Origin of the sequence: Carboxylicivirga caseinilyticus (assembly GCF_050589785.1) — a bacterium.
In the GTDB taxonomy this organism is placed as follows: domain Bacteria; phylum Bacteroidota; class Bacteroidia; order Bacteroidales; family Marinilabiliaceae; genus Carboxylicivirga; species Carboxylicivirga caseinilyticus.
Window position 1 is genome coordinate 92,961 of sequence record NZ_JBNGOX010000001.1, and the last position, 15,154, is coordinate 108,114.

The 15,154-nt window shown below is 30.8% G+C and carries 13 protein-coding genes; 11 read left to right on the forward strand and 2 right to left on the reverse strand.

Annotated elements, in window-relative coordinates; translation table 11 throughout:
* Window positions 1–4: 4 nt before the first annotated feature.
* The 11 genes from ruvB (at window position 5) to uvrC (ending at window position 12,992) form a co-directional block, all read left to right on the forward strand.
* Complete coding sequence (gene ruvB, locus ACRD62_RS00375) at window positions 5–1,018, forward strand: Holliday junction branch migration DNA helicase RuvB (protein WP_430818136.1); 1,014 nt, start codon at window positions 5–7, stop codon at window positions 1,016–1,018.
* A 3-nt stretch (window positions 1,019–1,021) separates the two neighbouring features.
* Complete coding sequence (locus ACRD62_RS00380; protein ID WP_430818137.1) at window positions 1,022–2,482, forward strand: lipopolysaccharide biosynthesis protein; 1,461 nt, start codon at window positions 1,022–1,024, stop codon at window positions 2,480–2,482.
* A complete protein-coding gene (gene dut / locus ACRD62_RS00385; protein WP_430818138.1) occupies window positions 2,479–2,916 on the forward strand; it encodes a dUTP diphosphatase in 438 nt (145 codons plus the stop codon). Before ACRD62_RS00380 ends, dut begins: the two co-directional genes overlap by 4 nt.
* Before the next feature lie 4 nt (window positions 2,917–2,920).
* Window positions 2,921–4,669 (forward strand): tetratricopeptide repeat protein, encoded by a 1,749-nt coding sequence (locus tag ACRD62_RS00390; protein WP_430818139.1) that lies wholly within the window; start codon window positions 2,921–2,923, stop codon window positions 4,667–4,669.
* The gene (gene lolB1 / locus ACRD62_RS00395; RefSeq protein ID WP_430818140.1) at window positions 4,666–5,502 is read left to right on the forward strand and encodes a lipoprotein insertase outer membrane protein LolB1; all 837 of its coding nucleotides are present in this window, start codon (window positions 4,666–4,668) and stop codon (window positions 5,500–5,502) included. The genes ACRD62_RS00390 and lolB1 overlap by 4 nt, the downstream gene beginning before the upstream one ends.
* 2 nt (window positions 5,503–5,504) lie before the next feature.
* The gene (locus ACRD62_RS00400) at window positions 5,505–6,650 is read left to right on the forward strand and encodes a murein hydrolase activator EnvC family protein (RefSeq protein ID WP_430818141.1); all 1,146 of its coding nucleotides are present in this window, start codon (window positions 5,505–5,507) and stop codon (window positions 6,648–6,650) included.
* Window positions 6,651–6,767: 117 nt separating this feature from the next.
* Window positions 6,768–7,175, forward strand: coding sequence for an ATP-binding protein (locus tag ACRD62_RS00405; protein WP_430818142.1), 408 nt, complete (start codon window positions 6,768–6,770; stop codon window positions 7,173–7,175).
* Window positions 7,176–7,598: an rRNA maturation RNase YbeY gene (gene ybeY, locus ACRD62_RS00410; RefSeq protein WP_430818143.1), complete on the forward strand. Its 423-nt coding sequence runs from the start codon at window positions 7,176–7,178 to the stop codon at window positions 7,596–7,598.
* A 36-nt stretch (window positions 7,599–7,634) separates the two neighbouring features.
* Window positions 7,635–9,512: a tRNA uridine-5-carboxymethylaminomethyl(34) synthesis enzyme MnmG gene (gene mnmG / locus ACRD62_RS00415; RefSeq protein WP_430818144.1), complete on the forward strand. Its 1,878-nt coding sequence runs from the start codon at window positions 7,635–7,637 to the stop codon at window positions 9,510–9,512.
* Window positions 9,513–9,542: 30 nt separating this feature from the next.
* Window positions 9,543–11,171 (forward strand): adenine deaminase, encoded by a 1,629-nt coding sequence (gene ade / locus ACRD62_RS00420; RefSeq protein WP_430818145.1) that lies wholly within the window; start codon window positions 9,543–9,545, stop codon window positions 11,169–11,171.
* Entirely contained in the window at window positions 11,172–12,992 is a 1,821-nt protein-coding gene (gene uvrC, locus ACRD62_RS00425) for an excinuclease ABC subunit UvrC (protein WP_430818146.1), read from the forward strand.
* 48 nt (window positions 12,993–13,040) lie between these two features.
* On the opposite strand, the gene lplA is transcribed toward uvrC, so the two are convergent.
* Both lplA and ACRD62_RS00435 read right to left on the reverse strand, forming a co-directional pair.
* Complete coding sequence (gene lplA, locus ACRD62_RS00430) at window positions 13,041–14,021, reverse strand: lipoate--protein ligase (RefSeq protein ID WP_430818147.1); 981 nt, start codon at window positions 14,019–14,021, stop codon at window positions 13,041–13,043.
* Window positions 14,022–14,030: 9 nt separating this feature from the next.
* On the reverse strand, window positions 14,031–15,107 hold the full coding sequence (locus tag ACRD62_RS00435; protein ID WP_430818148.1) for an endonuclease: 1,077 nt from the start codon (window positions 15,105–15,107) through the stop codon (window positions 14,031–14,033).
* Between the last annotated feature and the right edge of the window lie 47 nt (window positions 15,108–15,154).

The following is a 15,154-nucleotide window of genomic DNA, read 5'->3' on the forward strand; positions in this document are numbered from 1 at the left end:
TTTAATGGATTTCGATATTAGAGGATATGATAATGGTGAGGTAGATATTGAGAAGCAACTAAGACCTCTAAGTTTCGATGATTTTAAAGGCCAGGATAAAGTAGTTGAGAATCTCGAAATATTTGTTCAGGCTGCTAAAATGCGTGGTGAGGCTTTAGATCATGTTTTGTTACACGGACCTCCCGGATTGGGTAAAACTACTTTATCAAACATTATTGCAAATCAGCTTGGTGTTGGGTTTAAATTAACCAGTGGTCCTGTACTTGATAAACCAGGCGATTTAGCTGGAATCCTTACTAGTCTCGAAGAAAATGATGTTTTATTTATTGATGAAATACATCGCTTAAGTCCTGTTGTTGAAGAGTATCTGTATAGTGCTATGGAAGATTTCAGGATTGATATAGTAATAGATAAAGGACCCGGTGCTAGAAGTATACAAATAGATTTAAATCATTTTACTTTAATTGGTGCCACTACACGAAGCGGCTTATTAACTGCCCCTTTAAGAGCCCGATTTGGTATTAATTGTCATTTAGAATATTACGACCCTAAAACTCTTGCTGGTATTATTGAAAGGTCTGCAGATATTTTAAAAGTAAGAATTCATGAGAATGCTTGTGATGAAATATCAAGACGTAGCAGAGGTACTCCGCGTATAGCTAATGCTCTTTTAAGAAGAGTTAGAGATTTTGCCCAGGTTAAGGGTGATGGAACCATAAATATTGATATTAGTAAGGTTGCTCTTAATGCTTTAAATATCGATCAGCACGGACTGGATATTATGGACCATAAGATTTTATTAACCATGATTGATAAATTTAATGGTGGTCCTGTTGGTGTGAATACAATAGCAACTGCTGTAGGAGAAGATTCGGGAACCATAGAAGAAGTTTATGAACCTTTTTTAATTATGGAAGGATTTATTAACAGAACGCCTCGTGGTAGAGTAGTAACTGCTCTAGCATATGACCATTTAGGAAAAGACACTAAGTTTAATCAAGGAACCTTATTTAGTTAATTAGTGAGTAAATTAAAGAGTCTGGCAGGTGAAACTATCATTTATGGTGCCAGTACAATTATAAGTCGTTTATTGGCCTGGCTTTTAATGCCGTTTTATATCCGTACTCTTGACCCTGAGTTGTTTGGAGGTGTTACCAATATCTATAGTTATATTGCTGTAGTTCTGGTTTTACTAACTTTTGGATTAGAAACAGGATATTTTCGTTTTGTATCAGAAGATAATAAAGATGATTTACTAAAGTCGTTAACAACATTTATATCGGGCATTTCTATATTATTTGTTTTAGTGGTTTTTGTTTTAATTGACCCTATTACTAATTTAATTGGTAATGAGTTTCTTATCGGTTCTATTTTTAAGTATGGTGCGATAATTGTTTCGATAGATGCTATTGTAAGTTTACCTTTTGCCGATTTACGATACCGTAATTTAAAACTTAAATATGCAAGTTTAAGGTTGATTCAGGTCCTCCTTAATATCATATTGAATGTATTTTTCCTTGTTATTTTACCTTATTTAGCCAATAATGATGTTAGATGGGCTGATATTCTATTTGATCCAAATAACAGGCTTAAATACGTATTTATTGCTAATATTTTAAGTTCTGGGTTAATCGGTGTCTATTTTATTCCTTTGATTTTTACAAATTCAGGGAAATTGGTTTTTCATAGCTTACAACCGATATTAAAATATTCAACTCCTATAATGATTGTGGGTCTTTTTGGAATGCTGATTCAAAATGCTGATAAAATATTGATGCTTCAATTAGTGCCTGAGAACGCTATGAAGGCATTGGGTATTTATTCTGCAAATTATAAAATTGGAGTTTTAATGATGTTGTTCATTCAATCCTATAGATTAGCTTTCGAACCATTCTTTTTTAAAGAAGGAAAACAAAATACATCTAAAGATTTATATGCCAGAATACTTAAGTACTTTGTAATATTTGGAATTATTATTTACGTAGGAGTGCTACTTTTTCTGGATGTGGTAAATCTTTTTCTTCTGCCCGAATATTATGAAGGTAATATTATCATTCCATTTGTACTTTTAGGGCAGTTATTCTTCGGAATTTATTATTCTTTGTCCTTATGGTATAAGTTAACAGATAAAACAAAATATGGTGCTTATATTAGCGGATTTGGTGCTTTTACGGTTATTATTCTGAATATTGTTTTAGTGCCTAAATTTGGTTATTTAGGTGCTGCAATAAGTTCATTTATTTGTTTCTTTTTAATGATGATCTTGTCTTATTTCTACGGACAAAAGTTTTATCCAATTAATTACCCTGTAAAAACAATAGTACTGTATATTTTATCTGGTATAGTTATTGTTTATCTGGCTTCACTAATAACTCTTAATAATAATATATTTTTATTGGTTATTAAAGGGTTTATATTTGTTAGTTATATAGGAACTATTCTATTACTTGAACTCAAGAATTTTAAAAAAATATTAAGATGAGTATTGTTAAAATAGTAAATAAAGGAAAACATCAACTTCCTCAATATAGCACTGAACATTCGTCGGGAATGGATTTACGTGCAAATTTAGATAGTCCTGTTGTGTTAAAACCATTACAACGTGCATTAATTCCGACAGGTCTTTATATTGAATTACCCGAGGGTCATGAAGCGCAAATTAGACCAAGAAGTGGGTTGGCAGCTAAACATGGTTTGACCGTTCTTAATAGTCCTGGTACTATTGATGCAGATTATCGTGGAGAGGTAAAAGTTATTCTTGTTAATCTTTCTGATACAGAATTTACTATAAACGATGGTGAAAGAATCTGTCAAATGATTATTACTGAATATACTAAAGTAACTCTTAAAGAAGTTGAAATATTAGAAGATAGTGTTAGAGGAGCTGGTGGCTTTGGTCATACAGGAACAAATTAATCTTATGAAAAAATTTAATTTAATAATATTATCAATTTTACTAGTTGTTACCTCTTGTAAAACTACTAAAAATGTCGCTAATCAAGGTGTTGATGCAACCAGTATAGACAAAGTTGTTCTTGATGAATCTGATCAAAGAAAATTTGATTATTTTTTCTATGAGGCAGGTCGCGAAAAAATGAAAGGTAACCTACAAAAGGCTGCTATGTATCTTACCGAATGTTTGAAAATAGATCCTACTAGCAGTGCTTCTATGTATGAATTAGCAAATATTCTCGTCGCGGGAAATGAAGTTAATAAAGCTCAAGTATTATTGGAAAGAGCCGTAGTTATAGAGCCTGAAAATATTTGGTATAGTTTGTTATTGGCGGAGTTGTATCAACAAAATAAAGAAGGTGATAAAGCTATATCAATATATGAAAAACTTGTTGCTAAGGATTCTGATAATGATGAATATTTGTATGGTTTAGCGCAAATGTATGCTAATAATAGTCAATTTGATAAAGCAATAAAAGCATATGATCAATTAGAGAAACGCATTGGACTTAATGAAATTCTGATACTTGAAAAGGAACAGGTTTATTTACAGCAAGGTGAAAATAAAAGTGCATTAGCTGAAGTTCAAAAATTGATAAAACGTTATCCTGATGAACCACGATATTATGGTTATTTGGCTGATTATTATCTTTATCTTAATGATATTGAAAATGCTAAAAGGGCTTTTAGTATTGTTTTAGAAAAAGATCCTGAAAACGCATTAGCTTATTTTAGTCTCGGTAATATTGCAAAATCACAAAATGATTCAATAGCTTTTAAAGATTTTTATATTAAAGGTCTAAGTCAAAAATCAACCCCTTTTGATGTAAAATTCCAGCGTATTATGCCTCTTTTAATGGAAGGAAATGGCACAATTTCAGAGCATGATTACCTTGAAGATTTTTTCAAAGTTTTAATAGATACACACCCTTTTGAATCTAACGCCTATATCTACTTGGGTAATTATTATAAAGCTATAAATAAGGATGATAAGGCATTGGAATCATATGAGCAAGCATTGGGTATTCAGGCTAAGAATGAGTTAATATGGCAAGAGTATATATTGCTTTTATTAAATAAGGAAGACTATAATCTTGTATTCGATAAATCAAATACTGCAATTTCTTATTTTCCTCAAAATTCTTTTTTCTATTTAATTGCAGCTTCTGCAGCTATGCAAACTGACAGTAATGAGAAAGCTCTGGAATTATTAGAGAAAGGTTATTTGTATGTAGGAGAGAATAAAGCATTAAAAGCACAGTATCTTGCAACTATGGGTGATGTATATTATTCATTGGACCAGGCTGATAAAGCTTTTGCTGTTTATGAAGAATCTTTGAAAATTGACGAATTTAATATTGTTGTATTAAATAATTATAGCTATTACTTGACTCTTGAAAATAAGAATCTTGAAAAGGCTGAAAAAATGAGTAGCAAATGTATTGATTTGGAACCTAGCAATGCTACTTATCTTGATACATATGCCTGGGTTTTGTTTAAAAGAGAAAGATATTTCGAAGCCAAGTATATAATTGAAAGAGCCCTAGATAACGGTGGTAATCAAAGTGATGTTATTGTAGAACATTACGGTGATATTCTGTTTAAAAATGGTGATATTGAAAATGCCGTTAAGCAATGGAAATTATCTGAATCAATGGGTAATAAAAGTGAGTTGTTAAAAAAGAAAATTGAAACCAAGTCATTTATTAAAGAGTGAAAAATAGGTTTGTATTATATGTAATATTTTTAGTACTGGTTTCATGTAAAAGTACCCGCACAATCTATGATCGTCATGGAGAGTTAAAAAATATTACTGATTTAAGATTGATAAAGAGTATTAGCGATAATTATTTAGAGTATAATACTATATTTTTCAAAAAATTCAAGGCTGGTATAGAGATTAATGGTGAAAATAAATCATTCAAAGGTAATATATATCTTAATAGAGATAGTTCTGTAGTTATATCCATTAACCCTTTAATTGGTATTGAACTTTTAAGAGTAAGACTAAGTAATAATAATGTTGAAATACTGGATAGAACTAAAAGGGATTATTTAAAGGGTAGCTATGAGTATTTATGGGAAAAGTTTATGCTTGAATTAGATTTTAAAACTATCCATAGTATACTTACTAATGAACTTTTTGTTTATCCACCTGATATTGATGAAATTGATGCTCTTAAGAAATATAAACATGATGTTTCTGATGATCTTTATGTTTTTCAATCATTAAAACAAGGCAGGGCTCAAAGAATTGAGCGTAAAGGTGTTAAGAAAGAACTAGTTTTACATGAATTTTATATATTGCCTGAAGTTTTTAAGGTTAATAGGACTTATATAAAAGATTTTAATTCAAATGGTGTTGTAGATATCTCTTATGATGATTTTTTTGAAGTAAGGAATGGGTTATTTCCTGGTAAAATGAAAGTTTCCGGGATACGTGGTTTAAATAAATTTATAATTGAATTAAAATTTGATGATATTGAATTTGATAGTACTAACTCATTGGGTTTTAAAATATCTGATAAATATTCTAAAAAGACTTTATAACAATGCATTTAAGATATTCTTTTATTCTATCCTTTCTATTGTTTAATTTGGCTGTTTTTAGTCAAAATATAGATGATTTACAATCAGAAAAGAAACGGTTAGAAGAAGAGTTAAAAAAATCGTCAAAAATGCTTGTTTTATATGGCAATCAAAAAAATAAAGCCATAACAAATATTAAACTTATAAATGCTCAGATTACTTCAAGAGAAGAACTTATTAATGTTTATAATAAAGAGATTAGCTTGATAAACGACGATATTCATAGACTTAGAATAGATATTGAAAAGTCTGTTTCGGAGCTTGAACAAATTAAAGCTGATTATGCGCGTTTGATTCAAAAGAGTTTTGAAAATAGAAAAATTTATAATGAAGTTGCTTTTTTCCTTGGAGCAGAAAGTTTTAATGCAGCTTATCGTCGATTTATTTTATTTAAAGAATATAATAAGTTCAGAAAAAATCAGGGGATTCTTATTCAAACCAGAACTTCTGAATTAGAAGAAAAAAAGTCATTATTAGAAGTAAAACTTAAGGTTCAAAATACCACTTTACAGTCAGTTTTAAACGAGAAAGAGGAATTATTAAAAAGTCGAAAGAATCTTGATCAGTCAATCGATTCTTTAAAAAGGAAAGAAAGACAATTAAAAGCTCAAATAAAGAAAAATCAGGAGTCACTTGAGAAGTTGGAACAAGCAATATTAAAACTAATTGAGGAATCTAGTAAAGAATCATTTACAGCCTCTGATTTCAATAAAGCTATTGGAAAATTGAAATGGCCTGTAAATTCAGGTATTATTATATCTAAGTTTGGCGAACATCAACATCCTGTTTTAAAGTATGTAAAAGTAAATAACAATGGTGTCGATATCCAATGTCAAAATGATAATAAATGTAAGGTTGTTTTCGATGGTGTAGTTTCAAGAATAGTTACTATTCCTGGATATAATAAGACTGTAATTATTCGTCATGGAAAATATTTGACAGTATATGCTAATTTAAAGTCTGTTCTGCTGAAGAAAGGTGATAAGGTAATTAAAGGTTCATTAATCGGTGAAATATATGATGGAGAGGGCGAAAATTCTAATGTTTTACATTTTGAAATATGGGAACAAAATGTAAAATTAAATCCCGAAAAATGGCTAATAAATTAATTTCTTAATATTTTGTAAAAAAAATGGAACACTTTGTTTATTTTGTAGTATAAAAGGATGATGTAGACTTGAACTATAGATATTTTTACCAATTCTAATCGGTATAATGAGATATTAATGGAACTAACTGTGGATAAATTAGTCTTTAACTCTGAAACAAAAAACATTAATTTAGTTGAAAAACTAATTGATGATCTTTCAAACCATTATGATCTTCATAATGATATATATGGAAAGCTTCTTTTAGGAGTTGTTGAAGGTGTTAACAATGCTATTGTACACGGTAATAAATTAGATAAGTCTAAGAATGTTACTGTAGAATATAGTATTCAGGAAGATAAAGTAGAATTCATCATTATTGATGAAGGATCTGGATTTGATTATACCAACGTTCCCGATCCAACTAAACCTGAGAACCTGGAAAAAACTCATGGAAGAGGAATTTTCTTAATGCATCATTTAGCTGATGAAATTGAATTTGAAAATAATGGTAGTACTGTAAAAATGCAGTTTAATATCGTATAAATGGTTCATTTTCAATCGGAAAATGGTTATGTTCCGGAGGTAATTACTGATGTTGTTAGATTATGGATCGAAAGTGTGACTAAGTCTCACGGATTTCAATTAGGAGAAATTAATTATTTCTTCTGTACAGATGAATATATACTTCAAACCAATAGACAATATCTAAATCACGATTATTATACTGATATAATTACATTTGATTATTCCTTAAACAATGTTATATCAGGTGATTTAATTATTAGTCTAGATACGGTTAAATCTAATGCAGATCTTCTTAATATTAGCTATAATACTGAATTATTAAGAGTAGTTATTCATGGTATTTTACACCTATGTGGTTTTAAGGATAAAACTAAAGAGGAAGAAGTTAAAATGCGTGAATTAGAAGATCAAGCACTCAACTTATACACAACTTTTAAGTAATTTTGCTGTTTATCTTGCAGTTAAAATTACTTTTTAATGGAATTCAAATACGATATAATTGTTGTCGGTGGTGGTCATGCTGGTTGTGAAGCAGCTGCTGCAGCGGCCAATATGGGTAGTAAGGTGCTCATGATTACCATGGACATGTCAAGATTTGCTCAAATGTCATGTAATCCTGCAGTTGGTGGTATTGCAAAAGGACAAATCGTGAGAGAGATTGATGCGCTTGGTGGTTACATGGGAATTATTACTGATAAAAGTTCTATTCAGTTTCGCATGCTTAATCGATCAAAGGGTCCTGCGATGTGGAGTCCAAGAGCGCAATGTGATAGGATGGTTTTTTCTTCTGAATGGAGAAAACAACTTGAGGCTATTCCTAATGTTTTTTTCTGGCAGGATACAGTTACTGATTTTATAATTCAGGATAACATAATTAAGGGCGTTAGAACAAAAAATAATGTAACGTTTGAATCAACGGCAGTAATCTTAACTACTGGTACTTTCTTAAATGGGCTAATGCACATAGGATCAGTGCAGTTAGAGGGAGGTAGGATTTCTGAACCTAGCTCAAAAGGACTGTCAGAAACCTTATTTTCTCATGGTCTTAAAGTAGGCCGTATGAAAACAGGTACACCTGTTCGTATTGATGAACGTAGTATTAATTTTAGTAAATTAGAAGAACAAGCTGGCGAAGATTCTTTTTATAAGTTTAGTTTCATGCCTGGATCTAACAAGTTACTTAAACAAAGAAGTTGTTATGTAACTTATACTAATATGGATGTTCATTCTAAATTAGAAGAAGGTCTTGAAGAATCTCCAATGTATAATGGAACTATTCAAAGTATTGGACCTCGTTATTGCCCTAGTATTGAAACTAAGATTGTGACTTTTGCTGAAAAGGAAAGGCATCAGTTATTTCTGGAACCTGAAGGTGAAGATACCGTTGAATATTACCTTAATGGTTTTAGTAGTTCTTTGCCTTTACAAGTTCAGGTTGATGCTTTAAAATTAATACCTGGTTTAGAGGAAGCTAAAATATTCAGACCTGGTTATGCTATAGAATATGATTATTTCGATCCTACACAGTTAAAGCATACATTAGAGGTTAAAGCTATATCTAATTTATTTTTCGCTGGTCAAATTAATGGGACCACAGGATATGAGGAAGCTGCCGCGCAAGGCTTGATGGCTGGAATTAATGCGCATCAAAAAATCAACAATCTAGATGATATAGTTTTGTCAAGGGATGAAGCTTATATTGGTGTACTAATAGATGATTTAGTTACAAAAGGGGTAGATGAACCTTATCGTATGTTTACATCAAGAGCAGAGTTTAGAATACTGTTAAGACAAGATGATGCTGATTTCCGCTTAACTCAGAAAAGCTATAATTTTGGTCTTGCTAAAAAAGATCGGTTAGACTATTTAAATGAAAAAATTTCTTTAAAAGACGACTTAATTGAATTTATAAATACATTTAGTGTAAAGAAAGATAAAATTAATGATTGGCTTGTTACAAAAGGTACTACTCCTTTAAAACAAGGTGTAAAGCTTGTTGATATTTTAATGCGCCCCCAAATTAATATTTTTGATTTATATAGTTTTATTAAACCATTACAAGATAAAGCATCTTGTATACCTAAAGATAGGTTAGAAGAAATATTAGAATCAGTCGAGATATCATTAAAGTACTCTGGTTACATTAAACGTGAAAAATTATTAGCTGATAAATTTACGCGTTTAGAAAATTTAAAAATTAGAGGTAAATTTAATTACGAATCCATCCACACTATCTCTACTGAAGGTAGACAGAAATTAACAAAAATCGATCCAGAGACGATTGGACAAGCTAGTCGTATTTCTGGCGTTTCTCCTAGTGATATTAATGTTTTATTAGTTTTATTAGGTAGATAATGTTTCACGTGGAACAAAAAACCTTTATTTATGATTATAAAAGGTAATTTAGTTGATATACATTTTAATAAAATTTATCCAGTTGAAATTACTTTCGCTAATGGTATTATTAACTCCATCAATCATTCTGTTGAAAAATTTTCAAATTATATATTACCTGGATTAATAGATTCTCATGTTCATATAGAAAGTTCTATGACCATACCGAGTCGTTTTTCTAAAATGATCGTTCCACGTGGAACAGTTGCAGTTGTTTCAGATCCGCATGAAATTGCAAATGTTTTAGGAAGAGAAGGGGTAGAATATATGATAGAGGACGCGGCAACGACTCCTTTAAAGTGTTTTTTTGGTGTTCCATCATGTGTTCCGGCAACAGATTTTGAATCATCTGGAGGTCGGATTGAAGCAGAGGATATTGAATATCTGTTTTTAAAAGGGGCCTCTTTTTTGGCTGAAATGATGAATTTTCCAGGGGTAATTTATGATGATCCTAAAGTAAAGGCAAAACTAGATCTGGCTAAAAAATACAATAAACCAATCGATGGTCATGCTCCGGGTTTGATAGGTGATGACTTAATTAAATATGCATCAGCTGGAATTTCAACAGATCATGAATGTTCGACGCTACAAGAAGCGATTGATAAAATAAAGTTGGGTATGATGATTCAAATCAGGGAAGGTAGTGCTGCCCGAAATTTTGATTCACTACATACTTTGATTCGTTCCTATCCTAATAATGTAATGTTATGCACAGATGATAGTCATCCAGATTTAATAATGAATTCAGGACATATAGATCGCCTGGTTCGTTTAGCATTAAATAAAGGATATTCCATTTTTGAAATATATAAGGCGGCAGTTTTAAATCCTGTATTACATTATAAACTTCCGGTTGGATTGCTACGTGAAGGTGATCCGGCAGATTTTATTATTGTTGATAATTTGAGTGATTTTACTGTTTTAGAAACATATATTGACGGAGTTAAGGTTGCAGAAAATAGTAAATCACTTTTTGAGTTGAAACCTATATTAAAGGTTAATAAATTTGAATGTAATTATATCTCTGAAGATGATTTGTGTGTTACAATACCAAATGATGCTTCAAAAATAAGAGTTATAGAAGCTGAGGATGGTGAGTTACTAACCAAAGAATTTTTATGGGATATAACTAATCAAAAGGATAAGATTGTAAAAACTGATCTGACAAACGATATTCTTAAAGTAGTTGTATTAAACAGATATCAACCTTCAAAACCTGCAATAGGGTTTATTAAAGGATTTGGACTTAAAAAGGGAGCTCTTGCAAGTTCTGTTGCTCACGATAGTCATAATATCGTTGCTATTGGATGTGATGATCAATCATTAGTTAAAGCTATTAATTCGCTAATTGATATGAAGGGCGGATTGGTTGCTTGTACAGAAGATCAATTAAAAAGTTTAGCTCTTCCGGTTGCCGGGTTGATGTCGGATATAGAAGGAGAAGAAGTAGCTAAAATATATACAGAATTAAATCAATTTGTATTTGATTCTGGTGTATTATTAAAAGCTCCCTTTATGACTATGGCATTTATGTCGCTTCTTGTGATTCCTAAATTAAAACTAGGAGACAGAGGTTTATTTGATGTTTCTACGTTTTCGTTTACCCAGTTATTTGTTTAAATGAATAAAGAACAGCAGCGATTAGACTATTTACATACTAAAATAAAGTCATTACCGTCTTTGCCTGGAGTATATCAATACTTTAATGAAGACGGTAAAATTATTTATATAGGTAAGGCTAAGGATCTCAAAAAACGCGTTTCTTCCTATTTTACGAAACAGCATGATTATGGAAAAACCAAGGTGCTGGTAAAAAAAATTACCGAAATTAAACACATCGTTGTCGATTCTGAAGAAGATGCTTTACTATTAGAAAACAATTTAATTAAGAAATATCAGCCTCGTTATAATATACTTTTAAAAGATGATAAATCTTTTCCCTGGATAGTTGTAAAAAATGAACGATTTCCACGCGTTTTTCAGACCCGTAATTTTATTCGGGATGGTAGTATCTATTTCGGACCCTATACTTCAGTTGGAATTGTACGTGCTTTATTAGATCTTTTTAAACAGCTCTACCCATTACGAACCTGTAAACATGTTTTGTCGGAGGATAATATTAATCAGGGTAAGTTTAAGGTTTGTCTCGAATATCATATCGGTAATTGTAAAGCACCATGTATAAATGAATATTCTGAAGATTTATATAACGACCATATTACTGCAATAAAGGATATATTAAAAGGTAATGTTGTTTCTGTAATCAAATTCATGAAAGATAAAATGATGGATTATGCATCAAAACTAGAATTTGAAAATGCAGAGGAAGTAAAGCAGAAGATTCAAATTTTAGAATCACATCAAAGTAAATCAACAATTGTAAACCCTAAACTTACAAACCTTGATGTTTTTTCTGTTATCGAGGATGAGAAATCAGGGTATGCTAACTTTATGAGAGTGGCTAATGGATCTGTTATACAATCTCACACCATAGAGTTCAAAAAGAGATTGGATGAAAATTTACAGGAAATATTAGTATCTGCTATTTCGGAAATGCAATCCAGATTGACCATTTTATCTCGTGAAATTCTTGTTCCATTTATACCAGAAATTGAATTAAAGAACTCTTTATTTTTGGTTCCTAAAATAGGAGATAAAAAAAAGTTATTGGATTTATCTGAGCGTAATGTTAAATATTACCGTTTAGATAAGTTAAAGCAACAATCTATAGTCAAAAAGGAACCGAGAGAAGAACGGATAGTTAAAGTGATGCAAACTGATTTGAGACTTAAGGAACCACCTCGTCATATTGAATGTTTCGATAATTCAAATATACAAGGAACCAATCCTGTTGCTGCATGTGTTGTATTTAAAAATGCAAAACCCAGTAAAAAAGATTATCGCCACTTTAATATAAAAACAGTAGAAGGTCCAAATGATTTTGCCTCAATGGAGGAAGTTATTTACAGAAGGTATAAGAGGTTATTAGATGAAGATCTTTCATTACCTCAATTGATAGTTATTGATGGAGGAAAGGGGCAATTAGGTGCGGCTGTAAAGGTATTGTCACAATTAGATTTGATTGGTAAGATTGCAGTTATTGGTATAGCAAAGCGTTTGGAAGAGATATTTTATCCGGGTGATCCTATACCATTATATCTTGATAAGAATTCAGAGACCTTAAAAATTATTCAGTATTTACGTAACGAAGCACATCGCTTTGGAATTACATTTCATCGTCAGAAAAGATCAATTAATTTTATAAAATCAGATTTGGAAAATATCCCTGGTATTGGACAAAAAACAATTGAGCAGTTAATGACAAAATTTAAGTCGTTAAACATAATTAAAGAAACTACAATTGAAAATTTAGAAGAGGTATTAGGGAAGGATAAAGCTAGTAAAGTATATTCATGGTATCATTCAGATAAAAATCCGTAAATTACAATAAATCAATATTATAAGATTAAATTTATATTTAAGTAATTTTTAGAAGAATAGTTGCAACCACTCATCTTTGGAGATATTTAAAGATCGATTTTTAATATAATTATCAAAAAATATATTAATATCATTTTTTAAATGAATGGTACCATTTAAATTTTCTGATAATTCAGAAAATAGAAGTTCATTATCTTTATTATTTGTTTTGATAACACAATTCACAATTTTACCTTTTGAAACCTTCATTGAATTACTCAATCTGCTTCCGTCGGCTAATTTGATTCGTTTTTTCATTTCATAATTTGGACTGTATCCAAAATTCCACTCGTCGGTTGTATATTTATCCTTAACCAGTTCTTCAATAGATTTTATTTCATCCGGTAAAAGTTCACTGCTTTCGCTGTCTGAAAAATAGTTCAATAAATAATTAAATAAGAAGGATATAAAATCTTGAAAAATAATGTCATTAACATATTCTGAAATATTGGTGACTTCACTTCTGACTGATTTTACAGCCTTGTCTTTATAATGCAATGGATTTGTTCTAAGGGCATTATTTAAAATATCCAGTTCTGAGTTAAATAATAATGTTCCATGATGCATGACCCTGCTTTTAAATACATGGGAGGCATTACCCGAAATCTTTTTATTATCTATTTGAATATCATGTCTTTTACCGAAATTAGCCTGAATGCCTAGTTCAGTAAGAGCTTCGAGTATGGGTTTTGAGTATAAAGCAAAGTTGACCAGTTTATTTTTCTCTCCACTTTTGATAAAACAGAAATTCAGATTTTGCAGATCGTGATAAACAGTACCGCCGCCAGAAAGGCGACGGTACACAGGAATGTTTTTTGAATGAGTATAGTCGAAATTGATTTCAGCCAGTGCATTTTGATGTTTACCAACTATTATAGAAGGTTGATTCACATATAGAAAGAAAACATCATCCTCTGTTTTTCTTAATAGAAATTCTTCGGTTGCCAGATTAAAGGCCGGATCGTTTGTATTGCTTAGTATTCCTCTCATTTTATCTGTTTAATGAAGAATAACTTTTTTAGTGGTGAATTGTTTGTTTTTAGCCTTAATTTTTAAATAATAAACTCCCTTTGATAAATGACTAATATTAACTTGAGATTGTGTGAAATTGGGTTTATTTATGCGATAAACCAATTGTCCAAGATTATTGTAGAAACTTAGGATATTTTCAGAATCATTGAAGTTACCTGTTATCGTAATAATTCCATTGGAAGGATTAGGATATAAATTAAAATCTTCGAGTGAATTATTCTTAACAGATGTTTCTGTAGTCCAAATTAAAGCAACGTATTCTGGATGATCAATAAATGGATTTCTGTTATTCTGAATACCATAAACATCATTGTTTCTGTTTATCTCTTTATCACTCACAGGATCATTGTTATGCCATTTAAATAATAGTTGTAACTGCCAATCTTTAAATACCTTTTCATTAGATCCATCAAGAATTTGTGAAGCTCCAGTATTATTTACCCAGGAACTAATTACATTTTCATATCGGGTGGCCATGTAAAAATAGCTTCTAGCAAAATCACCTTTGTATTCATCTATTGGTTCAAATACTAACGATGAATAACCATCTGTACTGTTATTTCCAAGTTTGCTACCATTAGTAGAAGTCCATGTTGGAGAATCCACTTCTCCAAAAGGATAATTACCTCGTTTACCATTAGTATATCCATCCGTTGGATAAAGGTGAAAAAGATCTGTATACATCGGATATCCATCATCAAACCAGCTTTTAGGCCAACTGTGTTCTCGATTATAACAACTTCCTTCACCGGAGTAATTACCGCATTGATCTTCAACAAAAATGTAGACATATGCTGGAGTACCCCCAGGAACATCAGAATACATATCCCATACGGTTCCATTAGATTTTTTATCAGTAGTTTTAAAATGAGTCCATAAACTCGTGTAACTTTGTTGTGTATGACCTTTAATGATATTGTATAAAGCGGTTTTTAGTTCATAGCCTGATTTACCATCGGCATTATTGTAATAACCGGTCGGTATTTGTGCAAAAATTACAACATTAAAGAAGAGTAAAAATGATGCTAAGATATTTAATTTCATATTAATAGGTTAAATATAAATAAGACAGATTTGTTTTCATTATTATG